The organism is Actinoplanes flavus (assembly GCF_017592555.1).
GTDB classification, from domain to species: Bacteria; Actinomycetota; Actinomycetes; order Mycobacteriales; family Micromonosporaceae; genus Actinoplanes; species Actinoplanes flavus.
In genome coordinates this window covers 91,882-118,409 of sequence record NZ_JAGFNS010000016.1, presented here as the reverse complement: position 1 = coordinate 118,409, position 26,528 = coordinate 91,882, and the positions used below count along the sequence as shown (strand labels likewise).

Below are 26,528 nucleotides of genomic sequence, written 5' to 3'. Positions count from 1 at the left end.
TCAGTCGTGGGTGGTGGTGCTGGTGGTCGGGGTGGTGCCGGTGCCGGTCGCCGCCTTCTCGGCGTTGACCTGCGCCCGGTACTCGGCCGTGGTCTGGCCGGTGTGCAGCTTGCCGTCGGCGCCGGCCGCGGAGGGCAGCAGCGCCGCCTGCTCGGGCGTGAGCTGGGTCAGGACGACGACGTCCACCCGGCGGTTCTGGGTGACCGAGCGCGGGTCCTTCGGGTCGATGAGCGGCTTGGTGTCGGAGAAGCCCACCGCGGTGAGCCGCTTCTTCGCCAGACCGTGGTCGGTGAAGAACCGGACCGTGGTCGAGGCCCGGGCCGCGGAGAGCTCCCAGCCGCTCGGGTAGAACGTGGTCTTCGACTTGAGCTGGTTGGTGTGGCCGTCGACCTCGATGTTGTTCGGCAGCTTCACCAGCGTCGGGGCGATCGCGTTCAGGATCTTCTCGCCGCCCTTCTGCAGCTCCGCACGGTTGCCGGCGAAGACCACCTCGTTGGTGACGATGGTGACCACCAGGCCGCGCTGGTCGATGGTGAACTTGGCGCTGTTGAGCAGCTTCTGCGCCGCGAGCGCGTCGGCGATCCTCCGCTCGATCGCCTTCAGGTTCTCGGCCTCCCCGGCCGCCTTCTGAGCGTCGATCGAGGCCCGCTTGCGGTCCTCGGCCTTGATGGCCCGCTCGACCGCTTCCTTCTGCTTCTTGGTCATGCCCGTGGTGCCGGAGGTGCCGTCGTCCGGGTTGGAACCCGGTTCGATCTGCACCAGCTGCGCACTGTTGGCCGAACCGTCGAGCGGAGCCTTGGCGCCCTGGAAGGCGACGGTCGGGGCGCCGAACCCGGCGGACAGGCCGGACGCCAGCTGGGCGAACTTCTTCTGATCCACGCTGCTCATCGAGAACAGCACCACGAAGAGGACGAACAGCAGGGTCAGCATGTCCGCGTACGACACGAGCCAGCGCTCGTGGTTGACGTGCTCCTCGTGTTCCTCGTGCTTCTGCTTACGCTTGCCCCTGCCGGAACTCATCTAGATCAGGCCGCCTTCTTGCTCGATGCCGCTTCGGCCTTCTTCATCTCGTCGGGCGGCAACATGCTGCGCAGCTTCTGGGCGACCAGACGCGGGTTCGAGCCGGATTGGATGGCCAGGACGCCGTCGATCACCAGCTCCATCTCCTCGGCCTCGAGCGCGCTCAGCCGGCCGAGGCGGGCGGCCATCGGCAGGAAGATCATGTTGGCGCTCAGCACGCCCCAGAGGGTCGCGACGAACGCGGCGGCGATGGAGTGGCCGAGGGTCTCCGGCTTGTCCAGGTTCTCGAGGACGTGGACCAGGCCCATCACCGTGCCGATGATGCCGATCGTCGGGGCGTAGCCACCCATGCCCTCGAAGAACTTCACACCGGCCTTGTCGGCCTTCTTCTTGGCGGCGACCTCGGCGTGCAGGATGTCGTGCAGCTCGTCCGGGTCGGTGCCGTCGATGGCCAGCTGCAGGCCCCGCTTGAGGAACGGGTGCTTGACCGTCTTGACCGCGTCCTCGAGAGCCAGCAGGCCCTCACGGCGGGCCCGCTCGGCCAGCTTCACCACGCTGTCGAGCAGCTCGGCGGGCGGGGTCACCTTGCTGGTGAAGGCCTTCTTGAGCTGCTTGACGAAGCCGCCCGCGTCCTTCATGACGCCGCCGGCCATGGCTGCCGCGAAGGCCCCGCCGAAGACCAGCAGCATCGCCGGGAACAGCAGGATGGAGACGGGCGAGCCACCCTCCAGGATCTGGACGGTGAAGACGATCGCCAATCCGGCGACGATACCGACGATGCTAGCGAGGTCCATCAGCGTTCCTTCCGGTGCATCGGGAGCACCTTGGCTTCGAGTTCGCTGTCCAGGGCGGACGAGGAGCTGGGCGCGGGCTCGGGCTCCAGGCGGCTGGCCTGGGCGATCAGAGAAGCGCGGTAGTGACGCACCGAGTCGATGAATTCGGGCACGGACTCGGCGACGATGTACTTGGTGCCGTCCACCAGGGTGACGACCGTGTCGGGCGTGCAGTCGACGCGCTCGACCAGGTCCGGGTTCAGTGCGAACACGGCGCCATTGATGCGGGTTACGAGAATCACGACATCCGTCCTTGGTACGTCTTCGGCTGGTAGGACCGTCCGTGGCCCGACACCTGACAATTCGGCTGACCGCCGGTTGCTGTTGAGATCAAGGTGGTCGCTATCCGGGTGCGAAGGTCCGCCCCGGGGCACACACAGAAAGCGGCCGGGACGGGCACGAATGCCCATCCCGGCCGGCCTTGCCGAGCCGCCGTGTTAACGCTTCATGCTGACGAGTTCCTGGAGCAGTTCGTCAGAGGTGGTGATGATGCGGGAGTTCGCCTGGAAGCCGCGTTGAGCGACGACCAGATTGGTGAACTCCTGTGCGAGGTCGACGTTCGACATCTCCAGCGCGCCGCCGACGAGCTGGCCGAAGCCGCTCGAACCCGCCACGCCCACCTGGGCGTAGCCGGAGTTGACCGTGCTCCGGAATTGCGAGTTGCCCGCCTTCTCCAGACCGTTGGGGTTGGTGAAGGTCGCCAGGGCGACCTGACCGAGCACCTGCTTGAGGCCGTTGCTGAAGACACCGACGATCTCGCCGGTGTTGGAGACGGTGAACCCGGTCGACGTCAGCGTGCCGGCTGTCTGGCCGTCGGTGCTGAACACCCGGGCGTCGGACTCCCCCGAATACATGGTCAGGTCAGCGACGTTGACCTTGTACTCGTCAGGTGCCGTGCCGAAGGTGAGGTTCCCGTCCGCGTCCATCAGGCCGGGGCTGGGCAGGGCGGGGGGGACATTGACCAGGTCGGCCACGGGCCGGCCCGTCGACATGTCGAGTTGCATCGTCTGGAGAGCGCCCGTCGCGTCGGGCAGAGTCACGGTCCACATCTTGTCCGCGGGGGCAGGTTGTGCCGCGTCGCGTGTGAACGTGGCGGTGACCGTGCTGGTGGCACCGCTGTTGTCGTAAACCCGAATCGGGATGGTCACGGTGTCGACGGTTCCCGGGGGCGGCGGCGCGTCGCTGGACAGGTTGCCTTTGAGCCCCATGTTCGAGGTCCTCGCCGGCGGGATGGAGGCGCCGACCGGCATCTTGATGTCGCCCGGCTGCCCGGCCGAGTTGACCACGCCGTTCACTCCGGTCCAGCCCTGGATCGGCTCACCGCTGCTGGTGACCAGTGTTCCGTTCGCGTCGACGGAGAACGAGCCGGCCCGGGTGTAGAGCATCTCGTTGCCACTTCGGGTGACGAAGAAGCCGTCGCCCTGGATCAGCATGTCGCCGGCTCGGCCGGTGGTCTGCGTCGAACCCTGGGCGAAGTTCGTGTTGATGCCGCTGACCTTGACACCGAGACCGACCTGGGCGGGGTTGGTGCCGCCCTGGCCGTTCTGCGGGGAGCCGGCCGCGTACATCATCTGGCTCAGCGTGTCGGTGAACTGGATCTGGGACGACTTGTAACCGGCCGTGTTGACGTTGGCGATGTTGTTGCCGGTCACGTCGATCATGCGCTGGTGAGCGTTGAGGCCGCTGATGCCGGAGTAAAGGGAACGCAGCATGAATGAGGTCCTTAAGGCTGGGAAGAAAGACGGACTAGGCGTTCTTGGCGTCGGTCATGATTTCCGTGACCTTGGACAGCTGCACATCCGTGTTCCCGACCCGAAGGGTCGGTTCGCTGTCTCCGTTGAGCTTCGCTGAGCTGATCACACCGGTCTGCATGAAGCCGAACTCGTCCATGTAGTTGACCGTCTTGCCGACCAGCGAACTGGCGCCGATCATGCGCTGCGACTGCAGCATCTCGACCATGTCCTCGAGCTTCTCGACCTGGGTGAACTGCGCGGTCTGCGCCATGAACGCGGTCGAGTCGGTGGGTTTGGTGGGATCCTGGTACTTCAACTGCGCGACCAGGAGCTTCATGAACGTGTCCTTGTCGGCGAGCGTCTTGCTCTTGGCCGCGGCCGTGTTGGCGGCGGCCACTCCCTGATAGGCATCGGCGCCGGTGGGTCCGGACATCGGTGAGGTCATCGACTTCTCCTGTCCCGTAGCTGGCTCAACCTAAGCTTCGGCCCGCCTCCGGCAATGCTTAGTTGCAAATCGGGTCCCGGATACGAATTTGCGGGCCCACCGGTCGGCGGGCCCGCAACATCACGATCTTCAGTTCTGTACGCCTGGTGCTCAGGGCGCGAGAGCCAGGCTGAGTTTTCCCTTTCCGTAGCGGGTGACCTCGATCGTGAGGTCGAGCCGCCGCCCGAGGGCCAGCAGGATCGCACGGGCGTCGGCCGGGAGCTCCTGCTTCGGATAGATCACCTGGTAGAGCTTGATGTGCGGGGCGCCCTCCTTGTTGAGGAGGCTGGTGAAGATGTTGCACAGCTCGAAGACGTTCTCCGCGAGGTTGGGGAAGAGTTCCTTCTCGTCGATGGCGTCCTCGGCGGCGCCGGCCGGCAGCAGGCCGAGGGCGGCCCCGGCGTTGGCGGCCAGGCTGAGATCCAGGGCGAGCGCCGCGTAGATCTGCTGCCGGTTGTCGGTGAAGATCGCTACCGACGAGGTCGGCACCTCCTCAGCGCCGATCGGTTCCCCGGGACTGACGTTCACCTCTCGTCCGAGAAGGTCCTCGAACAGATTGCGTACGGCTAGAGAGCCGGGAAGAACGTATACGTCTGACATGTCGTGATTATCCCAGGATAGGAGCGAACACTTCGTCGAATCGCTCAGCCGTGAAAGGTTTGATGATGAAGAAGTCCGCGCCCGCCTCCTCGGCGGCCGTCTTCATCTCAGCGGTCGACTCCGAGGTGACGAAGCCGAACTTGACCTTGTTGCCGGCGCCACGAAGGCGGCGCAGCACATCGATGCCGGTCATGTGCGGCATGTTCCAGTCGGAGATGATCAGATCGGGCTGCTGCTCGGTGGCCATCTCGAACGCCTGCTGGCCGTCGGCCGCCTCGATCAGGTCATGGTCACCGAACCCGGCCTGGCGCAGGGTCCGGACGACGATCTGCCGCATGACCCGGCTGTCGTCAGCCACAAGGATCTTCATGCGCCCTCCTCCTTGTTGTCGATGCGGCTCTGCCACATCGAGATGGACACGGGTTCGCCTTCCCACACCCCGTAGACACCACCGATGCGCTGGGTGTTCGGGAACCGCGCCGACGATTCCGGCGTGAGGTTCACCTGCGGGAGCGACAACTGCGACCCCGGCGGCAACATCGCCTTGACGTTGCCACCGACGATGTTGGCCAACTCGCCGAGCGTGTCGGAGATGTCCTCCTCGCTCACCTCGTCGAGGTCCATGGCGAGGAAGGCAGCCGCGGCGCGCTGGGCGGCCGCGCGGGAGGACGCGTAGACGACATGCCCGGTCCAGGTCCCGGTGATCGAGACCGAGGAGTGCACCTCGGACGGCTGATTCTCGTCATATGTCGGAATCAGGGGGCTGACGCCCTCGGGGTCCAGGTACGACTCCCAGACCTGCTCCACCATCTCGGCGAGGTCGCTCTCGTCGACCTCGACTTCGATGCTCATGAGTTCGCTCCGGTCGGGACGAGGCCCAGCAGGGCCAGCTTTTCGATCATGGCGCCTTCGGTGAAGGGCTTGATCACGTATTCATGGGCGCCCGCGGCGAGGGCACGGACGATCTGACTCTGTTCGCTCTCGGTGGTCACCATCACGAGGGTCATCTCCCGCAGCCGGGGGTCGGCCCGGACCTTGGTGACGAACTCCAGCCCGTTCATGTTGGGCATGTTCCAGTCGATGAGGGCCAGTTCCGGCACCTCCGTCATGTCGGCGAGAAGATCCAGCGCTTCCTTGCCGTCACCCGCCTCCACCGCCTCGAAGTTGAGCTTCGTGACGATGCGCTTGAGAATCATGCGCATCGCGCGTGAGTCGTCGATCACCATGGCGCGCATCGGCGTCATCCCCTTCTCGCGGCACCGACGGGCGCCGCAGTACGAGTCCGGTAGGCAGAGGTGCGGCCGGCGGCCACTCGCTCGTAGTTGTCGTCGATTCCGATCGTGGTCTCGGCCGCACCGAGGAAGAGCAGGCCGTCCGGGCGCAGGATCTTCGCGGCGTTCCGCAAGACCTGGCGCTTGGTCGCCACATCGAAGTAGATAAGGACGTTGCGCAGGAAGATCACGTCGAACGGCTGCATCGGCGGGAACGGCGCGGTGAGGCTCATGTGCTTGAACGAGACGTTCCTGCGCAGTGCCGGAATGATCCGCCAGTGCGCGCCGGCCCGTTCGAAGTACTGCACCAGCTGGGTGGCCGCCAGACCGCGGTTCACCTCGACCTGGCTGTACTCGGCCTTGGTCGCGCGCTCCACCATCGCGGTGGAGATGTCGGTGCCGAGAATCTCGTAGGTCCAGCCGGTCGGCAGCGTCTCCTGCAGCGTGATGGCCAGGCTGTACGCCTCCTGCCCACTGGAGCTGGCGGCCGACCAGAAGCGGAGTTTGCGCACCGCCGACCGGGATTTGATCAGCTCGGGCAGCACCACGTCGGTGAGCGCCGCGAACGGCTCCCGGTCCCGGAAGAACGACGTCTCATTGGTGGTGAGAGCGTCGATGATCTTGATCTGATGCCCCGGGTCGGGCCGCTTCTGCAGGTCGCCGATGAACTCGTTGACGTTGGCCGCCCCGACCGCCCGGGCCACCGGGATGAGCCGGGCCTCGACCAGGTACTCCTTCCCCGGCGCCAGGACGATCGACGCTTCCTTGCGCACCAGGTTGGAGACGAAGGCGAACTCCGCTTGGGAAAGGGTCATCGGGCCACCGCCGCTGTCCGGCCCACCCGTACCCGGTTGAGCAACGCGCCAGCGATCCGGTCCAGGGGCAGGATCTCGTCCGCCAGTCCCGCACCGACCACGGCGCCGGGCATGCCCCAGACCACCGACGTCGCCTCGTCCTGTGCCAGCACCTCGGCGCCCGAATCTCGTAGCACCTTCGCACCACTCCGTCCGTCTTGTCCCATTCCGGTGAGTACGGTCGCGAACACCGAACCGCCGTACAGCGCCGCCACCGAGCGGAACATCACGTCCACGGCCGGGCGGCACGAGTTCTCCGGCGGCGCTCCGCTGAGCTGCGTGAGGGTGGCCGTACCGCGGCGTTCGAAGACCAGATGACGATCACCCGGGGCGATGTAGACGGTGCCGGCCGTGAGCTCCATGCCCTCGCCCGCCTCGACCACCTTGAGCGGGGTGCTCCGGTCCAGGCGTTCGGCGAACATCTTGGTGAAGACCGGCGGCATGTGCTGCGTGATCACGATCGGGACCGGCAGATCGGCCGGCAGCCCGAGAAGGACCTTGGTCAGCGCGTCCGGCCCACCGGTGGAGGAGCCGATCGCCAGGATGTCGACCTTCCCGCCCGGGGCGCGACGGCCGACCGGCCGGACCGGCGCGGATCCGCCGGGCGCGAGCCGTCCGGCCATGGCCGGTGGACCGCCGGGCCGCAACGGCGCGGCGCCGGGACGGAGCCCCGCCGCCGGCAACGGACCTCGCGGAGCCGGACCGGCCGGCGGGCGGCGGCGCCCGCTGAGCACCTGGATCTTCGGTACGAGCTGCTCGCGCACCGCCGCGATGGACTCCGCCACCGAGCCCACGTTGCTGGGCTTGGTGACGTAGTCGGTCGCACCGGCGGCCAGCGCCTCCAGGGTGGCGTTCGCGCCCGCCGCGGAGAGCGTGCTGAACATGATCACCGGTGTGGTGTGCCGTTTACGCAGCTCACGGACCGCTTCGATGCCGTTCATCTGCGGCATTTCGATGTCCATGGTGATCACGTCGGGTTTGAGCTGATCGATCTTCGCCTGTGCGAGCAGACCGTTCGCGGCCGTGCCGACCACCTGGATACCCGGCGCCTCCCCGAGAGCGTCGACGATCAGTCGACGAACCACGACGGAATCGTCGACAACGAGAACCGAGATCATTCGACCACTCCCTTCAACCGAGCCAGGCCGGACCGAGCGCCGCCACGACCGGTGCTAGCAGCCGGTGTGCCGTCGCGGTGTCCAGCAGATCGCGGACCACGAGCGCCTGAACGGCGCCGCTGAGCATGTTCCAGACCCCGCCGGCCCGGTCGGCCAGCGGAATCCCGGCCGTGTCCACCGCCTGCACCAGCAACATCTGTGCCGCGGCGGCGGTTCGGACCCGGTCGGACAGGTACGCCGCCCACGATGCCGAATGCACGGCGGGCGACCAGCCGGCGGTGTTCCGCCGGGCGTCGTCGGCCGCGGTCGAGACCCGTTGCCGGTCCTCGGTCCGCAGCGTGCGTAACCGGTCGAGCAGGGCCGACACCGTGTAGTGGTGCGGGCCCAGATCGATCGGCGCGCCGGTCGGCAGCTTCCGTACCGCCGCCACCCAGCCCGCCCCCAGCCGTCGCCGGGTGTCGTCGTCCAGCACCTCACGCAGGTAGCTGGCGACCGCCGCGTCACACAGCAGGGCGGTCGCCGCTGCGGCGTCCTCGCTCTGCCGGGCGTCCCGGCCGGCGCCCTCCCAGGTCCACGACATCACGTCGTAGCGCAGGCAGGTCAGCAGGGCGTCGACCGTACCGATCGGCGCGCGCTCGACCAATGCGAGGTTTCCGGCCGGGTCGTCTTTCGACATCGCCTTGAGTGACGGCATGCGGTGGGCGGCGCTCTCCACCGCCACCCAGAGCGGTCCGCGGACCTCCTCGTCCGGCAACCGCTCAGCGAGAACCGGCAGGTCCCCGGCCTGCAGGCGCAGCGCGCGCAGCAGGACCTCGGCGGCGGCCGGCCCGCCTTCCAGGCGGGTCAGGTCGAAGCCCAGTACGGGGGCACTGACCAGGCTGTACATCAGTGGGTGGCGCGGTATGTGTCGACGGCCTGGTTGACGTCGAGAGCCAGCATCAGCCGCCCGTCCAGCTTGAACGTGCCGACCACGAGCTCCCGGGTGGGACCGCTCAGCGTGTCCGGCGGCGGCTCGAACGTATCGTCGTCGAGATCCACCACCTCGCCGATCTTGTCCACCAGCAGGGAGACCGGTTCACCGTCACCGCGCAGGATGACGTTCATGACCGGGCCTTGCAGGGCCTGGCGGGCCAGCCCGAGCTGCACCCGCAGGTCCACCGCGGCGATCACCTGGCCGCGCAGGTTGAAGAGTCCGCCCACGGCCGGCGGGGCGAGCGGCACCGGGGTGTACTCGTTGTACGAGAGCACCTCCTGCACCGTGTGCACCTCGACCCCGAAGAGCTGGCCGTCCACCTCGAAGGTGGCGAACTGACGACTCGCCATGTCAGACCTCCACCATCATCTCGTCCATGGAATCGCTGTAGAAGTTCGGATCCGCGGCCAGGATGGCCCGGCGCACGTCGAGCAGTTCGGTGACCCGCTGCTGGATCACCGCGGTGCCGACCAGGCCGTCCTCCTCCGCGTCCCGTCGCGCGGTGGTCGAGTTCTCGGCGATGTCCACGATCCGGTCCACGACCAGTGCCACGCTCTTTCCGCCCTCGCTGTAGACGACCACCGAGACGGTGTCGCCCTCCAACTCCTCGCCGTACGCCCCCAGCAGGTGGGACAGGCGCACCAGCGGCAGGATCTGCCCCCGGTACTGGACCACCTCGCGCGATCCGGCGTGCTCGATGCGGTCGCGCGGGAACTCCTCCAGTCGCGTGACCGTGTCCAGCGGGATCGCCACACGGCGTTCGCCGACCGCGGTGACCAGCAGGCGCTCGGTGCCGCCGCCGCCCTGGCCGCGCTTCTCGGCGACGTTCTCCCGCTCCGAGTCGACCGCGAGGTGCGAGCGCCGGGCCAGTGAGGAGACGTCCAGGATGAGACCCACCTTGCCGTCGCCCAGGATCGTCGCCCCGGCGTACAGTCCGATGTCTTTGAATCTGGTGTTGAGGGCTTTGACGACGACCTCTTCGGTGTTCAGTACCCGGTCCACGACCAGGCCGAACCGCCGGCCGTCGGCCTGCAGCACCATGATGTAGACGCCCTGGTCGCCGCCGACCTCGAGGCCGAGCGCACGGTCCAGCCGGACCAGCGGCAGCAGCTTGCCGCGCAACCGGTAGACCGGCGCGCCCGAGGCGTACTCGACCTTGGTGGTGTTGCCGTCGATGAAGACCAGCTCGAGCACCGCCACCTGGGGCACGACGTAGCGCTGGTCGCCGCAGTCGACGGTGAGCGCCTGGATGATCGCGAGCGTCAGCGGGATGGTGAGCCGCCAGACCGTACCCTCGCCGGGTGTCGAGTCGACGCTGACCGCGCCGCCGATGTTCTCGATGTTGGTCTTCACCACGTCCATGCCGACACCGCGGCCGGACACGTTGGTGACCTTGGAGGCGGTGGAGAAGCCGGGCTGGAAGACCATCGCCATGATGTCGCGCCGGTCCATGTTCGGGATCTGCTCCGGGCGGAGCAGGCCGTTCTCCACAGCCTTCTGCGCGATCCGCTCGACGTTCAGGCCGGCGCCGTCGTCGGCGACCTCGACCGCCACGTGACCACCCTCGTGGTACGCGCGGAGCGTGAGCGTCCCCTCCGGCCCCTTGCCGCTGGCGATCCGCTGCTCCGGATCCTCGATGCCGTGGTCCACCGCGTTGCGCACGAGGTGGGTCAGCGGGTCCTTGACCGCCTCCAGCAGGCTCCGGTCGAGCTCGGTCTCCTTGCCCTCCATGACCAGCGCGACCTGCTTGCCGAGCGAGTTGCTCAGGTCCCGGATGACTCGGGGCAGCTTGGACCAGATGTGCTCGATGGGCTGCATCCGGGTCTTCATGATGCCCTCTTGCAGCTCACTGGTGATCATGCCGAGCCGCTGGGCGCTGCGGACCAGACCGGAGTCACCGGTCTCCATCACGCCGCGGACCAGCTGGTTCCGGGCGAGCACCAGCTCACCGACCATGTTCATCAGGGTGTCCAGCAGGTCGACGTCGACCCGGATCGCGCTGTCCGCGATGCTCCGCTTCGGGGACTGGGACTGCAGCGCCTCACTGACCGCGGCCGGCTGGGCCTTGCCCTCCTCGAGCAGGATGGTGCCGAGTTTGCGCTCGTCACCCTCGATCTGCTGCTGCAGCGCCGACGCCACGTCGGAGGGCTGCGCCGCGCCGGCGTCGACCAGGATCTGGCCGAGCGGCTGACGCTGGTCGGTGACCGGCTCGGCGACCGGGCGGGCGGCCGCCGGGGTCTCCTGCTCCACGCTCACCGGCGCCTCGGCCTCGGCGGCCGGTGCGGGGGCGGCCGCCGGAGCACTGTCCGACGGTGCGTTCATCTGCGCCTGGATCTTGACAATCACACTCTCGATGTCAACCTCGGCCTCGGAACCGTTCTCCTCGATGGAGGCGAGGATGGAGCGGACACCGTCGATGCAGAGCAACAGGACGGTGATGGTCTCCGGGCTGACCGGCTGTACGCCGTCACGGAGCCGGGACAACAGGGACTCACCCGCATGCGCCAGCTTCTCCAGACGAGAGAACGCCAGGAATCCACTGGTGCCCTTGATCGTGTGGATCGCCCGGAAGATGCGGGAGATCAGGTCACGCGAGTCCGGTTCCTGCTCGAGGCTGACGAGGTCCCGGTCGATCTGGTCCAGGTTCTCGTGGCTCTCCATCAGGAATTCGCCGACGATCTCGCCAAGGTCTTCCACGACTCACTACCCTCCTGCTCGGCTTCACTGCCCTCATCGACTCGAGCGGGCGTCAACTGAGAAGACTCGGCCGGTGCGGCGACAATCAGCCTTCGCCACCCGGGCGCCGGTAGCGGTAGCCGAAACCCCGGACCGACTCGATGGGCGAGTCGTCGGGATCGGACCAGCCCAGCTTCCGGCGCAGACGGAGCACCGCGAACTTGACCCGCTCCTGGCCGATGCCGGTCGGGTCGTCCCACGCCTGGGTGAGCAGCTGGTTCGGGCTGAGGACCGCGCCGGCATGCCGGACCAGCGCGTTGAGCAGGCGGAACTCGGTGGGCGTGAGGCGCTTCTCGTCGCCTTTGACGTAGACCCGGCGCTTGGTCGGGTCCAGGTGCACGAGACCGTCGTCATAGATCTGGCTGGCCCAGGTGTTCTGCCCGGAGGAGGACCGCCGCAGCAGCGCCTCGACCCGCGCCAGCAGCTCGTTGTTGGCGAACGGCTTGGTCAGGTAGTCGTCGGCGCCGCCGCGCAGGCCGCGCACCTTCTCCGCCTCCTGGCCGTGTGCGGTGAGAACCAGCACCGGGACGTCCGAGACGTCCCGCAGCCGCTCCAGCACCTGCCAGCCGTCCATCTCCGGCAGGCCGACGTCGAGCACCACCAGGTCAGGGTGTTCGGCGTAGGCCTCCTTCAGCCCGGAGCGGCCGTCGGCGGCGTGCGCCACCTCGTATCCGGCCCGGCTGAACAACATCCGGAGAGCGAGTGCGATGTCCGGGTCGTCCTCGACCACGAGAAGGCGACTCATCGTTTGCTCACCCTGCCCCCAACTCGCGCTCGTGCCCGTACAGGCACGGCCGATCTCCGCCGCGTGAACGCGAGCGGGAAGAATAGTCCGACGGCGCAAACACACCATAGCGTGATGTGTTCACCTATTTACGGACAGTGACAGTTTAGCGCCGAGGGACGGGGCGGGAGCCGGTCCGCGCGGATCCGGCCGGCGGACCTGATCGGGCTAGTCCGTTACGCCCGATCCGGACATCCCTACAGCCTGACATTTCTCGTACGGGTTACCGCCCATTCCCCGAAAGATGTGACACGACGCGCGTAACGGGGTGCGATGAGGAGTAACGGGCGATCCACGCCCATACCGCGATCTGGGAGGCACTCGTGTTCGACCTGGTATTACGACGCGTCGGCACGCTCGTGGCAGCATCCGTGCTGTTCGCTCTCACCGCACCGGCGATGGCCCAGGGGCCGACCGTCCCGTCACGACCGCAGGCCGCCCCACCACGGACCGTCACATCCGCGCCGAGCCCGGCGGAGGTGCCCGACAGCCTCATCCGGGACGAACCCGCCCTGGAGCCACCGGCGCGCGCCGAACCCGCCCGGCGGCCCCCGCTACGGGCCCGGTCCGTGATGGGCCAGGTGGTCCGCCTCACCAACGAGACCCGCCGCACCGCCGGCTGTCCGGACCTCACGGTCGACGAGCATCTGGTGGCCGCGTCCCTGCGGCAGAGCAGGTACATGGCCCGGACGCGGCTCTTCAGTCACGTCTGGCGGGACGGCTCGACCTTCGTGGACCGCAGTGAGGAGGCCGGATACCAGCAGCCCGCCGGGGAGAACATCGCCTGGGGCTACCGCACCGCGAACGAGGTGCTGGCCGCGTGGATGGCCAGCCCGGGCCACCGGCGCAACATCCTCAACTGCCGGGCACGCTCGGTCGGGGCCGGTGTGGCGTACGCGGCCGACGGCACCCCGTACTACACGCAGGTGTTCGGCTGGCGCTGAACGGTCAGAGGGCGCAGTTGATCAGGACCGGCTCCGGGTGCAGTTCGACACCGAACCGGGCACGGACCCCGTCGCGGATCGTCCGGGCCAGGTCGAGCAGCGCCGCCGTGGTGCCGTCACCGCGGTTGGTCAGCGCCAGGGTGTGCTTGCCGGAGATCGCGACGCCGTCGCCGGCGTACCCCTTCGGGAACCCGGACTGCTCGATCAGCCACGCCGCCGGGATCTTCACGGTCCCGTCCGGGCCCGGCCAGTGCGGCATCTCGCCCAGCGTCGCGAAGAACTCCGCGGGCACCACCGGATTGGTGAAGAACGACCCGACCGACCAGGTGTCCCGGTCCTCCGGGTCGAGCACCATCCCCTTGCCGGCCCGCAGCTTGAGCACCGTGTCGCGGGCCTGCCGCAGCGGCACCCGATCGCCGGCCGAGGCGCCGAGGGTACGGGCGAGTTCCGCGTACCGGATCGGGGCCGACTCCGCCGAGCGGGCGAGCCGGAAGTCGACGGCGGTGACCAGATGCCGGTCGTCGTGCTTGAACACGCTGGACCGGTAGCCGAAACGGCAGTCCGCCGGGGACATGACCCGGGTCTCGTCGGCGATCCGGTCGTACGCGTGCACCGCCTCGATGGTGTGTGCCACCTCCTGGCCGTACGCCCCGACGTTCTGGATCGGGGTCGAGCCGGCCGCGCCCGGGATCCCGGACAGGCACTCGACGCCGGACCATCCGTTCGCCACGGCGTACGCCACGAAGTCGTCCCAGGGCTCGCCGGCCGACACCCGGACCAGGACACCGGAGGCGTCCTCGCCGACCACCTCGACACCCCGGTCGCGCAGCAGCAGCACCTCGCCGTCGAAGCCGGAGTCGCCGATCACGACGTTGCTGCCGCCGCCCAGCACCAGCAACGGCCGCCCCGCCGAGCTGGCCTCACGGACCGCGGCGACGGCCTCGTCCGGATGGACCGCCTCGGTCACTGTGCCGGCGTGCCCGCCGAGGCGTAGCGTCGTGTACGCCGCCAGGGAAGTGTCAGTCACGACGCTCACCCTAAGCTCACACTGCGGGGGGTGACACCTGCGGTCCGGCCGAGCGGGAGACGACTGCGATGAACAGGTTGCACGCGACGAAGGATTTCTGGCTGGCCGCGCTGCGTGCCGACGGCCCGGCACTCTGGGACGCCGTCGCCGAGAGCGGGCCGGACGCGACGGTCCCGGGCTGCCCGGACTGGACGGTCGCCGACCTCACCCACCATGTGGCCACGGTGCTGAACTGGGTTCGCGGCACGGTGACCCGCGGCGTGACCGTGCGCTACGAGGGATTCGTCCATCCGGAGCGCCCGGCCGAGTGGTCCGAGGCGCTCGACCGCCTGCGCCGCGAGATCACCGGCACGGTGGAGACGCTGGAGGCGCTCGACCCGGATCTCCCGGCCTGGAACTGGGCGCCACAGCCGAAGCGGGCCGTCTTCTGGCATCGGCGGATGGCCCACGAGATCTCGGTGCACCGGTGGGACGCCGAGTCGGCCGCCGGCCGGGCCACCCCGATCGAGACGAAGCTGGCCTCCGACGGCGTGAGCGAGATCCTGGACACCTGGCTGCCGGCCGGCAAGCGCCAGGGCCCGACCGATCTGCACGGCGTCGTGCATCTGGTCGGCACGGACGCGGCGCAGGAGTGGTTCGTCCGGCTGCGCGGCACCGGCATCGCCCTGCTGGACACCGGCACGATCCTGGACGACGACGATCACCACCCGCGGGCGCGGATCACCGGCACGGCCAGCGACCTGCAACTGGCCCTGATGGGCCGGAAACGGGCCGATCAACTCGCCCTCACCGGCGATCCGCGGCTGGTGCAGGCTCTGCACACCGGCTGAGGTTCGATGTCAAGATCCGTTGTCACCGCGTCGCCAGGCCGTAAGATGAACCGGTTAAGTTCAGCGGATCATCAGGAAGCGGAGAAGACATGACGGCAACCGTCACGTCCACGTCGGCGCAGCCGGCCCCCGCGGGGATCACCTTCCCCGAAGGTTTCGTCTGGGGGGCGGCCACGGCCTCGTACCAGATCGAGGGCGCCGCGAGGGAGGACGGCCGCGGCCCGTCCATCTGGGACACCTTCAGCCGCACACCGGGCAGGGTCTTCGCCGGCCACACCGGCGACGTCGCGTGCGACCACTACCACCGGTACGCCGAGGACGTCGCGCTCATGGCCGACCTGGGTCTGGCCTCGTACCGCTTCTCGATCGCCTGGCCGCGGGTCCGCCCGGACGGCACCGGCCCGGTCAACGTCCGTGGCCTGGACTTCTACGACCGGCTCACCGACGAGCTGCTCAGCAAGGGCATCGACCCGGTGGTCACCCTCTACCACTGGGACCTGCCGCAGACGCTCGAGGACCGGGGCGGCTGGACCAACCGGGAGACCGCCGAGGCGTTCGCCGACTACGCCGAGATCGTCCACCGCCGCCTCGGTGACCGGGTCGCCACCTGGACCACGCTGAACGAGCCGTGGTGCTCGGCCTACCTCGGCTACGGCTCCGGCATCCACGCGCCCGGCGTGCAGGACCCGGTCGCCGCCCTGACCGCGGTGCACCACCTCAACCTGGCACACGGCCTGGCCACCCGGGCGCTGCGCGCGGCCGGCGCGAAGAGCATCAGCATCACGCTGAACCCGTGCGCCGTCGCCCCGCTCGACCCGGACAGCGAGGCCGACCGCGCGGCCGCCCACCTGATCGACGGCCTGGCCAACCGGATCTTCCTGGACCCGCTGTTCAAGGGCCACTACCCGGCCGACGTGCTGGCGCACATCGCCCGGATCGCCGACCCGGTCTGGATCCGCGACGGCGACGAGACGATCATCAACGCGCCGATCGACGTGCTGGGCATCAACTACTACACCCCGGCGTACGTCTCCGCGGCCCCCGGCCACCCGGGCCCGCTCGACTACCCGGGCAGCCACGGCGTCCGGTTCCGCGCCCCGGTCGGCCCGGTCACCGACATGAACTGGCAGATCGAGCCGGCCGCGCTGACCCGTCTGCTGACCCGCCTCCACCGGGACTACCCGGGCGTCCCGCTGATGATCACCGAGAACGGCGCGGCGTACCCGGACGGCCCGGCCGAGAACGGCGAGGTCCACGACCTGCGCCGGATCGAGTACGTGGACTCCCACCTGCGTGCCTGCCACGACGCTCTGGCGGCCGGAGTGGATCTGCGGGGATACTTCGCCTGGTCGTTGATGGACAACTTCGAATGGGCCGAGGGCTACGCGAAGCGTTTCGGTATGGTGCACGTCGACTACACCACGCAACAGCGGGTGCTCAAGGACAGCGCGAAGTGGTACAGCGAGGTGATCCGGCGCAACGGCCTGGACTGAGCCATTTCAGAGCGGGGGGCTTGTGACGACGCGGGAACGCCCGACCCTGGAAGCGGTTGCCCGTCGAGCCGGGGTCTCCCGCGCGACGGTGTCCCGCGTCGTCAACGGTTCCACCACGGTGGCGGCCTCCATCCGTGAGGCCGTCAACCGGGCCGTCGACGAACTCGGCTACGTGCCGAACCAGGCGGCCCGGAGCCTGGTCACCCGGCAGACCGACTCGATCGCCCTGATCCTTCCGGAGACGGCGAACCGGGTCTTCTCCGACGACCTGTTCTTCCCGGCCATCATCCGCGGCGTCGGCTCCGAGCTGGAGGCCGCCGACAAGCAGCTGGTGCTGATGATGGCCGGTTCGGCGGCCGGTTACGCCCGGGTCGAGCGCTACGCGGTGGCCGGCCACGTCGACGGCGTCATGTTCGCCTCGATCCACGGCGCCGATCCGCTGCCCGGCCTGCTGGCCCGCCGCGGCATCCCGGTGATCTGCAGCGGCCGCCCGATGATCGCCGACCCGCCGGTTCCGTACGTGGACGTCGACCACGCCGGCGGCGTCGCCGCGGCCATCCAGCACCTGATCACTTCCGGTCGCCGGCGTATTGCGACCATAGCCGGCCCACAGGACATGGTGGCCGGCCTCGAACGCCTCACCGGCTACCACGACGCGCTGCGCGCCGCCGGCCTCCCGGAACTCGTCGCCACCGGCGACTTCACCCGCGACTCCGGCGTCACCGCGATGCGCGACCTGCTCGACCGCGACTCGGAGCTGGACGCCGTCTTCGCCGCCTCCGACCTGATGGCCCACGGCGCCCTGCAAACCCTGCGCAACGCCGGTCGCCGGGTCCCGGAGGACGTCGCCGTGATCGGCTTCGACGACTTCGAGGTCAGCCGCTACAGCGACCCGCCGCTCACCACGGTGCGTCAGCCGATCGGCGAGGCCGGCCGCACGATGGCCCGGGAGATGCTCCGCCTCATCTCCGGCGACCCCGACGTGCCACCCGCGATCATCCTGCCCACCGAGCTCATCGTCCGCGCCTCAGCCTGATCATTACCGGACGTCACGGCCCCCTACCCCTTCCGGTACGCCTACGTGAGCCGCCCGTGCGGCCGACACCGCACGGGCCACCGGATCCGGCTGGGTTCAGCGCTCGCAGCTGACCTTGGTGGTTACCGGGCCGCCCACGCAGGTGTCGGTGGCGGTGCCGCCGTTCAGGTGGTCCCGGGCCTTCGGGTCGTCGGCGGGGTCACCGTCCGAGCCCGGCCGGCTGGGGTCCTGCTGCTCACCGTAGAGCCGGTCGGCGCCCGCGTCCCCGCGCAGGGTGTCGTGCCCGGCCTGGCCGACGAGCAGGTCCTTGCCGCCGCCACCGGAGATGCGGTCGTCGCCGGGCCCACCGTAGATCTCGTTGGCCGCCGCGTTGCCGGTGAGCCGGTCGTTCCCCGAGCCGCCGACGATCCTCTCGACGTCCGCGCCGACGGTGTCCCGCTCCCCCGGCGCGCCGTCGTCGCCCTTGGCGCCGTCGAGGTCGACCCGTACGGCGCCGCGCCGGCCTCCGTAGTAGGCGAGGTCCCTGGTTCCGCTGCCACCGCGCAGGATGTCCCGCCCGGCGTCGGCGTTGAGGTTGTCGTTGCCGGAGCCACCGTCGAGGACGTCGTCGCCGCGGCCGCCCATCAGGCTGTCGCGTCCGGCGCCCCCGTACAGGACGTCGTTCCCGCTGCCACCGTAGAGGCTGTCGGGGCCGGTGCCGCCGACGATCCGGTCGTTGCCCGCTTCACCCATGACCCCGACGTCCTCGCCGCTGCGGTTGACGAACCGGTCGTTCCGGTCACCGAGCCGCACCTGGATGAAATAGACCTGGTCGAGCGTGCACCGCACCTTCGTGCTGTCCCCGGACACGGCCCAGCATCCCGGTCCCGGCTTCACCGCCACCCGGTCGTCGATCGTGACGGTCTTCCCGGAGCGGGTGATCACGACGTCGTTGGCCGCGCCGCGAGCCGCCGTGAACTCGATGCTGTAGTCGACGACCTCCGCCGTCCCGGCCGCGGCCGCGTAGGCGGGCGCCGGCAGGAACGCCGCCGACGCGATGGCCGCGATCCCTGCGGCGATGATTCCGGCAGATTTGATGCTGAAAGTCATTGCTCTTCCCCCGTTGTCCCGGTTGCTGCGACATCTAGTGCGATGCCGCTGTGGGCGGAGTGGTTCTGACTCTCAGGTCACGAAAACATAACGTCGTAGACCGCGCGGCCCACGGTCGCCGCCTCGGACCCGAACAGGACCAGAGTCGCTGTCCGGACGTGGACCGGGGTGGCGGCGGCCAGTGCGGTGAGGGCCTGGCGGACGGCGTCCTCGACCGGCCAGCGGTAGACACCGGCCGAGATCAGCGGGAACGCCACCGACACGGCGCCGAGGTCGTCGGCGACCCGCAGGGAGTTCGTGTAGCAGGCACGCAGCGACGCGGAACGGTCCTCGGTGGCGCTGAAAACGGGCCCGACCGTGTGCACCACCCAGCGGGCCGGCAGCCGGCCCGCGGTGGTCGCGACGGCCTGACCGACCGGCAGTCCACGGCCGTAACGGGAGGCCCGCAGCATCCGGGTCTCGGCCAGGATCTCCGGCCCGCCCTTACGGTGGATCGCCCCGTCCACACCTCCGCCGCCGAGCAGCGACGAGTTGGCCGCGTTGACGATCACGTCGGCGGTCCGGGCGGTGATGTCGCCCTCGATCAGGTCGATCCTCACAGCGAGGCGGTGCTGGTGATCTCGATGGGCTTGCCCAGCGACCGCCGGGCCAGCAGCGTGGCACCGGCGATGGCGGCCGGCATCACCAGGACGGCGCCGAGCGGGATCAGGAAGCAGGCGAAGACGGCCGAGCCGAAGCCCAGGCCGAGCGCGCGATGCCGGCCGAGCACGAGGCGACGGTGCCGCAGCCGCTGGCCACGCCGCTGGAACGGGACGCCGGTCAGCTCCAGGGCGAGCAGCCAGCCACCGACCCCACCGGCCAGCACGGGGATGACGGTCTGGCCCACGAACGGCAGGAACCCGAGCAGGAAGAGCGGGATGCCGACCAGGATCGAGATGCCGATCAGTTTGAGCGAGTCGACGAGGCTGCGGCGCAGCGACTCCCAGAAGCCGAGGTTCACCGCCTCGGGCACGCCACCGAACCGGTCCTCGACGAGTTCCGAGATCTTCTCGTAGAACGGGTCGCCGATCAGCAGGGTCACGGCGGTGAAGGTCAGGACGCCGAGCAGCACGCTGAGACCGAGCACCGCGGTGCCGCCGAGCACCCGGAAGGTGCCGCGCAGCCAGCCGGACCAGTCGTCGGCGAACCAGGTGACCTGCGCCGACAGATCCGGCAGGAACCGCAGCAGCAAGACCATCGCGGTCGTGTAGAGGACCCCGGAGATCAGCGCCGGGATCAGCCCGATGAGGAAGAGCCGGGGGCTGCCCAGAACCAGACCGAGCCCACGGCCCAGCAACCCGGCTCCGGTGAAGAACTCACGGAGGGCCGTAGCCGGACGTTTCTGATCACCGCTCACGTTGCGTGAGCTTAGAACCCCATCGCTACCGGAGTCGATGTGGAGGGGGTGGCGGAGGCGCTCGGCGACGGCGGCGTGGCGGACGGGCTCGGCGGCTGGTCCGGCTGGGTCGGCGTGGGCACCGGCGGCGCGGTGAGCGGCGGCACGGTGGCCTCGATCAGCGGCGGCGGTACGGTCTGGACGACCGTCACGGTGGCGATGACCGTGCTGGGCCCGGCCGCCGGAGCCGACGGTGACGGGCCCGGGTCCGGGGTGCCGCGCGGTGGCCGGGCCGTGTAGTCGGCGGCGGAGTCCCGGGTCGGGGTCGCCCCGCCCGGTGCGGCGCCCAGACCGCCGTCACCGGGGAGGGCGCCGGACCCGTCCGGGACGCCGAGGCTGGCCTGGCGCGCGGCGGGCGCTCCGAGGGCCCAGCCGGCCACAACCGCGAACGGCAGCCCGAGAACCACCAAAGCGAAAAAGACGGATTTGGGGGACAAGCGCACGTATACACACCGCACGACCGCGGGAAAAGTTACGGCTTTTCGGACATAGCTCCCGAAGTCAAGCGTTGAGGAAAGCCGACACGCGTTCCCGCAACTCGGCCCGGCTGTTCCAGAGAACGGCCGGCCGGTCGTACACCTCCAGCTCGGCGCCGGGCAGCAGACCGGCGATCCGCTCCGCCCACGCCACCGGATGCACCTCGTCGCCGAGACAGCCGATCACCAGCGCCCGGCCCCGGAACCGCCGCAACAACGACTCGTCGGCCACCGGCGGCGCCGACCACAACGACTCCACCTCGGGCGCCAGCCCGTCCCGTTGCAGCTGCTCGACCCGCTGCCGCAGAAAACTCCAACCGGCCGGGGTGTTGCGCACCGCGGACGGCATCTCCTGCTCGACCGCCTCGGCGATCACCGCGGCCTCCCCCGACTCGACCGACGCCAGCAGCCGGGACAGGCGCTGCACCGAGGCATCCGGCCGGGACCCGTCCAACGCGGCCGGCAGGTAGAGGACCACCCGCTCGAACCGGTCCGGAGCCCCGGCGAGCAGACGGCACAGCGCGGCGGCGCCCATGCTGACGCCCAGCGCCCGGGTCGCCCCGGACAGGTCGGCGACACCGCGCAGATCATCGGCCAGGTCACCGAAGGACCACGGGCCGGGCGGCACGTCGGAACGGCCGTGCCCGCGGAAGTGGAAGAACACCCGGCGGCCGGCGACCGCACTGCCCAGCGGGCGGGTGCCGGAGACGTCCCCGGCCAGCCCGTGCGCGAACACCGTCACCGGGTCGCCGGCGCCGGTGACGAGCTGCTCCACTCGTACCCCTGAAGGCAGAGTGACCAGCTCGGTGGCCGGACCCGGCAACGTGGGGCGACCGGTCCGCGGGCCGCTCCGATCCATGCGCTGAAGGCGCGGCCCGCCGTCCGGAGGAGGCGGGCCGAAACGATTCCTCAACTCCCGGCCCAGGTCACCAGAAGCCCTTGCCGTCGGACAGATCCTTGAGGCCCGGGCGGACGTCGAGCATGTAGATGAGCGCCGCGGCCACACCGATCATCGTGATGATCAGCAGGCCACCCATGGTGATCACGGTCAGCGCCAGACAGACACCGATGATCGCGGCCCACGCACCCTTCGGCAGGGTGCCGAGAGCCTGGAAGCCCGCGCCGCGCTGTGTCAGGCAATGGATCAGCGCGACCGCCTGGACAGCCATGGACACCAACCACACGGCGGCATTCAGGTAGATGCGGACGTCGTCGAAGAAGATGGGCGCGGCGGATGTGGCCATGAGGAAGAGTCTATGCCGCGGGCCCCGGCAACCGCCGGGGCCCGCGGATCATCCAATTGTCGATCACTCGGCGGACGCGGCCGGCTTGGCCCGCTTGCGCGGCTTCGGCGCGGTCTCCACGGCCGGGGTCTCGGTCACCGGGGCCTCGACGGCCTTCGGCTGCTCGGTGGCCTCGATGTCGGCGTTGACCACCTCGGCGGCCTCGACCACACCGGTGCCGACCACGCGCTCGCCCCGGGCGACCAGGTCGTTGTAGACGGCGATCGCGCGCTCCTGGGCGACCTGGGCGAAATTGACGGCCGCGGTGGTGGCGCTGTCACGCAGGGCCACGAAGTCGGTCTCCTGGGCCTTGCCACGCAGCTCGGCGGCCTTGGTGCCGGCCTGCTCGTTGTAGGCCTTCAGCGAGGCGGTGGCCCGGTCGCTGAGCTCGGTCAGCACGGCCGGCAGCTTGCGGAGCTGCTCGTAGGCCGCGTCACCGGCACCGGCCGCCGCGTACAGCGGAGCGGGGATCTTGGTCTTGGTCTGCTCGGTCATTTCGTCTCCTCAGCGTCTTCTGCGGGTGGCGCGTTACGGGCGTTCTCGTTGCGGAATGTCTCGTAGATCTGCGTCAGGGACTGCTTCTGCGCGATCGTGAGCTCCGGGTCGACCGCGATGGCGGCCAGCACGCCCTGCTGGCCCTCGCCATCGAGCAGCCCGGCCCGCAAATACATCGCGGGCGTCGACACTCGCAAGGCACTGGCGATCTGTTGCAGCACCTCGGCGCTCGGCTTACGCAGGCCACGCTCGATCTGGCTCAGATAGGGGTTGCTGACGCCGGCCTTGTCGGCGAGCTGCCGGAGCGAGATCTTCGCGGTCTGCCGCAGGTCTCGGATGAACGATCCGATGTCCTCCGGCAGGTCCTTCGGTGTGGCCATGACTCGAAACTAGCCGGGAGTGCTAGCTGTTGCAAGCGGAATGCTTGCAATAGCTAGCGTGAACCCGGTCACCCCGTTTCATGGTCAAGGTTCGCGCGCCTCTCACGCCCTTTCCCGGTACGCGCGACCCCGCCCCGCCCTCCTGCGACCGCCCCGCCCGTGCCGCGCGCGCTCGCCGGGTGGTCCCGCCCGTGCCGCGCCCGCCGGGCTCAGATCGGTGCCCACGCAGGCCGGCACACACGCCCCTCACCCACCTGCCGCCGCCCCGGCCCCCTGCCGCCGCCCCGCCCGGCCTTTCGGCCACCGCCTCACTTCCCAGGCGCCCCGTTTGCCGCTCCCGGCCCTTGCCCCCGGTCCCGCCCAACCGGTTGGTCACCGTCCCGCTTCCCAAGCACCCCGCCTGCCCACTCCCGGCCCCTGCCGCCAGTCCCGCCCGACCTTGGGTCACCGTCTCGCTCCCCAGGCACCCGCCTGCCCACTTCCGGCCCCTGCCGCCAGTCCCGCCCAGCCTTGGGCCACCGTCTCGCTCCCCAGGCACCCGCCTGCCCGCCCCGGCCGTAGCGCCATGCGCGATGCGCACAGGGCCACAGTCGGCGCCACGGCCGACGGTGCACCAGGCCGTGCACCACCCACCGCCCACCAACTCCATCCACCAGACCACGCGACCTTGAACGCCACACCACCCAAGACGGTGGTCAATCGCCCAAGATCGACACGTCGCCAAGCGCGAGCAGCGAGCCACACATCCCCACCCGCCAGGCCGTGCGATCTTGGCCGCCTTGCCACCGGCAGCGGTGGTGAAACGTCCAAGATCGACGCGCTGCCAAGTGCGAGCGGCGTGCTGCGCACCCCCACCCACCACGCCACGCGATCTTGAACGTCCTGCCACCCAAAACGGTGGTGAAACGTCCAAGAATGACTGGCTGTCAGGCGCAAGCGGCGTGCTGCCAGGCGTGACCAGCGTGCTGCGCGCCCCACCCCACCCCACCAGACCGCGCGATCTTGGGTGTCCTGCCACCGGAAACGGTGGCGAAACGTCCAAGATTGACGGGCTGCCAAGCGCGAGCGGCGTGCTGCCAAGTGCGAGCGCTCGCTGCCAAGTGCGTGCGGCCTGCTGCGCGCCCCACCCACTACGCCACGCGATCTTGAACGTCCTGCCACCCGAAGCGGCGGTAAAACGTCCAAGATTGACGGGCTGCCAAGCGCGAGTGACGGGCAGTCAGGCGCGAGTGGGGTGCTGCGCGCCCGCACCTGCCAGGCCGCGCGATCTTGTGCGTCCTACCACCGAAAGCGGTGGTCAATCGTCCAAGATTGAGGGGTTTAGCGGGTGCGTTCGTGTGGGGGCGGCCGTCGGGCAACGCCGCCGCGACCACCCGCCCGCCTCGACCGGCGTTATGGGCGGGAGTGGGCAGCCCGGGTGCCTGGCGAGCGTCTACCGCGACCACCCGCGCAGCGCGACCAGTGGCAGGTGCGCGAGACGGCCCGCCGATCTACGCCCGGCGGGCACGGCACAGACCGGACCACCCCGCCAGCGTGCCGCACCGGCGGGCACGGCACAGACCGGACCGTACGGCCAGCGCGTTGCACCGGCGGACGCGGCACAGGCCGAACCACCCCGCCAGCGCGTTGCACCGGCGGGACGATTCGAAAAGAACGGGACGATGTCGCCCGTACCGGAAAGGGTTTAGAAGACCGCGCGGACCTCGCCGACCGGGAGGCCGCCGCCCAGGACCGGCTCCGGCATGGTGGGGACCTCCAGGCCGAGTCGGCGCAGGGCGGCGAGCAGCACCGGTACGCGGGCCCGGCTCGCGCCGTCGGAGATTTTCAGCGCCACCGCTCCCATCCCGGCCATGGCGGCCGCGGCCACCCCGTCGGCGCCCTTCTTCACGAGCAGGCCGGGGATCGCGTTCATCAGGACGGTGTCTTCGGTGCCGGTGCCGGCGACCAGCTCGGGGTGTGTTCGCATGGCGTCGGCCACCCGGCGTTCGGGGCTGCCGGGCTCGGCTTCGACCAGTCGCCGGAAGGCTCGCGCCAGCCCGATCGGGGAGATCGCGAAGATCGGCGCGCCGCAGCCGTCGACTCCGAGTGCCGCGATCGGCTCGCCGGACAGGTGGCTGACCGCGTCGGCGAGGGCTTTCTGCAACGGATGGTCGATGTCGAGGTACGTGTCGAGGGGCCAGCCGTTGACCACACAGGTGGCGAGCATCCCGGCGTGCTTGCCGGAGCAGTTCATCAGGATCGGTTCGGCCGTGCCGCCGCCACGCAGCCAATCGTGCCGCGGGGTCTCGCCGAGCGGCAGGTCGGCCGGGCAGCGCAGCGCCTCCGGCCCGAGATCGACGGCGGTGAGCATGGCCCGCACCCGTTCCACGTGGAACCACTCACCGTCGTGACTGCCGCTGATCAGGGCGAGGTCGGCTTCCTCCCGCGGCGTCAGGCCGGCGTTCAGCAGGCCGACGGTCTGGAGGGGCTTGTTGGACGACCGGGGGAAGAACGGGGTGTCGACGTCACCGATGCTCGTGCCGCCGTCGACCGCGACGACACCGTGGTGCGTGCTCTCCACGAAGCCGGAACGGACCACTTCGGCGACGATCATCGGGCGGGGACTCCGAGCAGCTCACGGGCCTGCGCCGCGGTGAGCGGCGGGCGCTGGGCGAGCTGGGCGAAGCCGACGGCACGGGCCACCAGCTGCATGTTCGACTCGACGGGACGGCCCTTCGCGTACGTCAGGGTGTCTTCCATCCCGACGCGCAGATGCCCACCGGCCGACAGGGACGCCAGCATCACCGGGATGGTGCTGCGGCCGATACCGGTCGCCGAGAACGTGGTGCCCTCCGGCAGGTCACGGATGGCCTGCTCACAGGCGACCACGGCGGCCGCGGTGCCGGGCATCCCGCCGGGCACGCCCATCACCAGGTCGACGTGCACGTGGCCGCCGGCGGGCAGACCGTACCGGCTGAGCAGCCGTTGCAGGGTGGTGAGCTGGCCCAGGTCGAAGATCTCGTACTCCGGCACGATGCCGCGCTCCTGCATGCGGGTGTGCAGGTCGACGATGAACTCCCAGCGGTTCATGAACACGTCGTCACCGAAGTTGACGGTGCCCATCGTGCAGGAGGCCATCTCCGGGGCGGCGTCCAGAACGGCCAGCCGGTCCGCCTCCGGGTCGTGCACCGAACCACCGGAGGACAACTGCACGATCAGGCCGGTGCCCTCGCGCAGCGCGGCGACGGTGGCCCGCAGGCGGCCCTGGTCCAGGGTCGGGCGGGCGGCGTCGTCACGGATGTGGACGTGAATGATCGAAGCGCCCAGCGCCTCGCACTCCTTGGCGGTGGTCACCAGCTCGTCCAGGGTCACTGGCAGAGCCGGCGCGTCCGCCTTGCTGCTCTCCGCGCCGGTCGGGGCGACGGTGATCAAGGTCCCGGTCATGCGGTCATCCTGCCATGCGGGACGGCACGTTCTCCGCTGCCGGGAGCGCCCGGATCCATGCCTCGACCTCGTCCTCGAGCCAAACCCGCCCTTGGCGGAGCACCACGACAGGTTCCGGAAAATCCTTTCGCAAAACCAGATTTCGTACGCGGCCGCGCGATCCGCCGACACGCCGGTGAATCTCGGTGACACCCATCAGCGCGAGGTCCCC

The 26,528-nt window shown here is 69.6% G+C and carries 30 protein-coding genes; 5 read left to right on the top strand and 25 right to left on the bottom strand.

What is annotated here, in order from left to right:
- The 15 genes from J5X75_RS24235 to J5X75_RS24165 form a co-directional block, all read right to left on the bottom strand.
- Positions 1-1,020 carry a flagellar motor protein MotB gene (locus tag J5X75_RS24235; RefSeq protein WP_208469787.1) on the bottom strand — a complete coding sequence of 340 codons (1,020 nt, stop codon included), beginning with the start codon at positions 1,018-1,020 and terminating at the stop codon, positions 1-3.
- 5 nt (positions 1,021-1,025) lie between these two features.
- Positions 1,026-1,814, bottom strand: coding sequence for a flagellar motor protein (locus tag J5X75_RS24230; RefSeq protein WP_208469786.1), 789 nt, complete (start codon positions 1,812-1,814; stop codon positions 1,026-1,028).
- The gene (locus tag J5X75_RS24225; RefSeq protein ID WP_208469785.1) at positions 1,814-2,095 is read right to left on the bottom strand and encodes a flagellar FlbD family protein; all 282 of its coding nucleotides are present in this window, start codon (positions 2,093-2,095) and stop codon (positions 1,814-1,816) included. The genes J5X75_RS24230 and J5X75_RS24225 overlap by 1 nt, the downstream gene beginning before the upstream one ends.
- 195 nt (positions 2,096-2,290) lie before the next feature.
- Positions 2,291-3,565, bottom strand: a complete 1,275-nt coding sequence (locus J5X75_RS24220; RefSeq protein ID WP_208469784.1) for a flagellar hook protein FlgE — start codon at positions 3,563-3,565, stop codon at positions 2,291-2,293.
- Between the two features lie 34 nt (positions 3,566-3,599).
- Positions 3,600-4,031: a flagellar hook assembly protein FlgD gene (locus tag J5X75_RS24215; protein ID WP_208469783.1), complete on the bottom strand. Its 432-nt coding sequence runs from the start codon at positions 4,029-4,031 to the stop codon at positions 3,600-3,602.
- 150 nt (positions 4,032-4,181) lie between these two features.
- On the bottom strand, positions 4,182-4,670 hold the full coding sequence (locus J5X75_RS24210) for a hypothetical protein (RefSeq protein WP_208469782.1): 489 nt from the start codon (positions 4,668-4,670) through the stop codon (positions 4,182-4,184).
- 7 nt (positions 4,671-4,677) lie between these two features.
- The gene (locus tag J5X75_RS24205; RefSeq protein ID WP_208469781.1) at positions 4,678-5,040 is read right to left on the bottom strand and encodes a response regulator; all 363 of its coding nucleotides are present in this window, start codon (positions 5,038-5,040) and stop codon (positions 4,678-4,680) included.
- The gene (locus J5X75_RS24200; RefSeq protein WP_208469780.1) at positions 5,037-5,522 is read right to left on the bottom strand and encodes a chemotaxis protein CheX; all 486 of its coding nucleotides are present in this window, start codon (positions 5,520-5,522) and stop codon (positions 5,037-5,039) included. The genes J5X75_RS24205 and J5X75_RS24200 overlap by 4 nt, the downstream gene beginning before the upstream one ends.
- Positions 5,519-5,905: a response regulator gene (locus J5X75_RS24195; protein WP_196418635.1), complete on the bottom strand. Its 387-nt coding sequence runs from the start codon at positions 5,903-5,905 to the stop codon at positions 5,519-5,521. Before J5X75_RS24195 ends, J5X75_RS24200 begins: the two co-directional genes overlap by 4 nt.
- Before the next feature lie 5 nt (positions 5,906-5,910).
- Positions 5,911-6,756, bottom strand: a complete 846-nt coding sequence (locus tag J5X75_RS24190) for a CheR family methyltransferase (protein ID WP_208469778.1) — start codon at positions 6,754-6,756, stop codon at positions 5,911-5,913.
- Positions 6,753-7,913 carry a protein-glutamate methylesterase/protein-glutamine glutaminase gene (locus J5X75_RS24185; protein ID WP_208469777.1) on the bottom strand — a complete coding sequence of 387 codons (1,161 nt, stop codon included), beginning with the start codon at positions 7,911-7,913 and terminating at the stop codon, positions 6,753-6,755. The genes J5X75_RS24190 and J5X75_RS24185 overlap by 4 nt, the downstream gene beginning before the upstream one ends.
- A 13-nt stretch (positions 7,914-7,926) precedes the next feature.
- Positions 7,927-8,799: a hypothetical protein gene (locus tag J5X75_RS24180; protein WP_208469776.1), complete on the bottom strand. Its 873-nt coding sequence runs from the start codon at positions 8,797-8,799 to the stop codon at positions 7,927-7,929.
- Positions 8,799-9,236 (bottom strand): chemotaxis protein CheW, encoded by a 438-nt coding sequence (locus tag J5X75_RS24175; protein ID WP_208469775.1) that lies wholly within the window; start codon positions 9,234-9,236, stop codon positions 8,799-8,801. The genes J5X75_RS24180 and J5X75_RS24175 overlap by 1 nt, the downstream gene beginning before the upstream one ends.
- A gap of 1 nt (position 9,237) precedes the next feature.
- Positions 9,238-11,583, bottom strand: a complete 2,346-nt coding sequence (locus J5X75_RS46065; protein WP_208469774.1) for a chemotaxis protein CheA — start codon at positions 11,581-11,583, stop codon at positions 9,238-9,240.
- A gap of 85 nt (positions 11,584-11,668) precedes the next feature.
- Positions 11,669-12,367, bottom strand: a complete 699-nt coding sequence (locus tag J5X75_RS24165; protein WP_208469773.1) for a response regulator transcription factor — start codon at positions 12,365-12,367, stop codon at positions 11,669-11,671.
- A gap of 362 nt (positions 12,368-12,729) precedes the next feature.
- On the opposite strand from J5X75_RS24165, the gene J5X75_RS24160 reads away from it, so the two are divergent.
- Positions 12,730-13,350, top strand: coding sequence for a CAP domain-containing protein (locus J5X75_RS24160; protein ID WP_307798232.1), 621 nt, complete (start codon positions 12,730-12,732; stop codon positions 13,348-13,350).
- Between the two features lie 4 nt (positions 13,351-13,354).
- Here the strand turns inward: J5X75_RS24160 and J5X75_RS24155 are convergent, their stop codons facing one another.
- On the bottom strand, positions 13,355-14,386 hold the full coding sequence (locus J5X75_RS24155; RefSeq protein ID WP_208469772.1) for a UDP-N-acetylmuramate dehydrogenase: 1,032 nt from the start codon (positions 14,384-14,386) through the stop codon (positions 13,355-13,357).
- Between the two features lie 59 nt (positions 14,387-14,445).
- Here J5X75_RS24155 and J5X75_RS24150 point away from each other — a divergent pair, with 59 nt between their 5' ends.
- The 3 genes from J5X75_RS24150 (at position 14,446) to J5X75_RS24140 (ending at position 17,736) form a co-directional block, all read left to right on the top strand.
- The gene (locus tag J5X75_RS24150; protein ID WP_208469771.1) at positions 14,446-15,207 is read left to right on the top strand and encodes a maleylpyruvate isomerase family mycothiol-dependent enzyme; all 762 of its coding nucleotides are present in this window, start codon (positions 14,446-14,448) and stop codon (positions 15,205-15,207) included.
- Positions 15,208-15,296: 89 nt separating this feature from the next.
- Positions 15,297-16,700 carry a GH1 family beta-glucosidase gene (locus J5X75_RS24145; RefSeq protein WP_208469770.1) on the top strand — a complete coding sequence of 468 codons (1,404 nt, stop codon included), beginning with the start codon at positions 15,297-15,299 and terminating at the stop codon, positions 16,698-16,700.
- A gap of 22 nt (positions 16,701-16,722) precedes the next feature.
- Entirely contained in the window at positions 16,723-17,736 is a 1,014-nt protein-coding gene (locus tag J5X75_RS24140) for a LacI family DNA-binding transcriptional regulator (RefSeq protein ID WP_208469769.1), read from the top strand.
- A gap of 96 nt (positions 17,737-17,832) precedes the next feature.
- Here J5X75_RS24140 and J5X75_RS24135 read toward each other — a convergent pair whose 3' ends face one another.
- From J5X75_RS24135 to J5X75_RS24125, 3 genes are all read right to left on the bottom strand, one after another.
- Positions 17,833-18,825: a calcium-binding protein gene (locus J5X75_RS24135; protein ID WP_208469768.1), complete on the bottom strand. Its 993-nt coding sequence runs from the start codon at positions 18,823-18,825 to the stop codon at positions 17,833-17,835.
- Positions 18,826-18,902: 77 nt separating this feature from the next.
- Positions 18,903-19,424, bottom strand: coding sequence for an O-acetyl-ADP-ribose deacetylase (locus tag J5X75_RS24130; RefSeq protein ID WP_208469767.1), 522 nt, complete (start codon positions 19,422-19,424; stop codon positions 18,903-18,905).
- Positions 19,421-20,221 carry an EI24 domain-containing protein gene (locus tag J5X75_RS24125; RefSeq protein ID WP_208469766.1) on the bottom strand — a complete coding sequence of 267 codons (801 nt, stop codon included), beginning with the start codon at positions 20,219-20,221 and terminating at the stop codon, positions 19,421-19,423. The genes J5X75_RS24130 and J5X75_RS24125 overlap by 4 nt, the downstream gene beginning before the upstream one ends.
- Before the next feature lie 39 nt (positions 20,222-20,260).
- Between J5X75_RS24125 and J5X75_RS24120 the strand changes: the two genes are divergently transcribed.
- Positions 20,261-20,500 carry a hypothetical protein gene (locus tag J5X75_RS24120; RefSeq protein WP_208469765.1) on the top strand — a complete coding sequence of 80 codons (240 nt, stop codon included), beginning with the start codon at positions 20,261-20,263 and terminating at the stop codon, positions 20,498-20,500.
- A 261-nt stretch (positions 20,501-20,761) separates the two neighbouring features.
- Here the strand turns inward: J5X75_RS24120 and J5X75_RS24115 are convergent, their stop codons facing one another.
- From J5X75_RS24115 to J5X75_RS24090, 6 genes are all read right to left on the bottom strand, one after another.
- A complete protein-coding gene (locus tag J5X75_RS24115; protein WP_372450939.1) occupies positions 20,762-21,649 on the bottom strand; it encodes an alpha/beta fold hydrolase in 888 nt (295 codons plus the stop codon).
- A gap of 13 nt (positions 21,650-21,662) precedes the next feature.
- Positions 21,663-21,980, bottom strand: coding sequence for a DUF2516 family protein (locus J5X75_RS24110; protein ID WP_208469763.1), 318 nt, complete (start codon positions 21,978-21,980; stop codon positions 21,663-21,665).
- Between the two features lie 63 nt (positions 21,981-22,043).
- Positions 22,044-22,514 carry a hypothetical protein gene (locus J5X75_RS24105; RefSeq protein WP_208469762.1) on the bottom strand — a complete coding sequence of 157 codons (471 nt, stop codon included), beginning with the start codon at positions 22,512-22,514 and terminating at the stop codon, positions 22,044-22,046.
- Complete coding sequence (locus J5X75_RS24100) at positions 22,511-22,894, bottom strand: helix-turn-helix domain-containing protein (RefSeq protein WP_208469761.1); 384 nt, start codon at positions 22,892-22,894, stop codon at positions 22,511-22,513. The genes J5X75_RS24105 and J5X75_RS24100 overlap by 4 nt, the downstream gene beginning before the upstream one ends.
- Before the next feature lie 1,684 nt (positions 22,895-24,578).
- The gene (locus tag J5X75_RS24095) at positions 24,579-25,487 is read right to left on the bottom strand and encodes an asparaginase (protein ID WP_208469760.1); all 909 of its coding nucleotides are present in this window, start codon (positions 25,485-25,487) and stop codon (positions 24,579-24,581) included.
- Positions 25,484-26,317 (bottom strand): beta-keto acid cleavage family enzyme, encoded by an 834-nt coding sequence (locus J5X75_RS24090; protein ID WP_208469759.1) that lies wholly within the window; start codon positions 26,315-26,317, stop codon positions 25,484-25,486. Before J5X75_RS24090 ends, J5X75_RS24095 begins: the two co-directional genes overlap by 4 nt.
- Positions 26,318-26,528 lie beyond the last annotated feature (211 nt).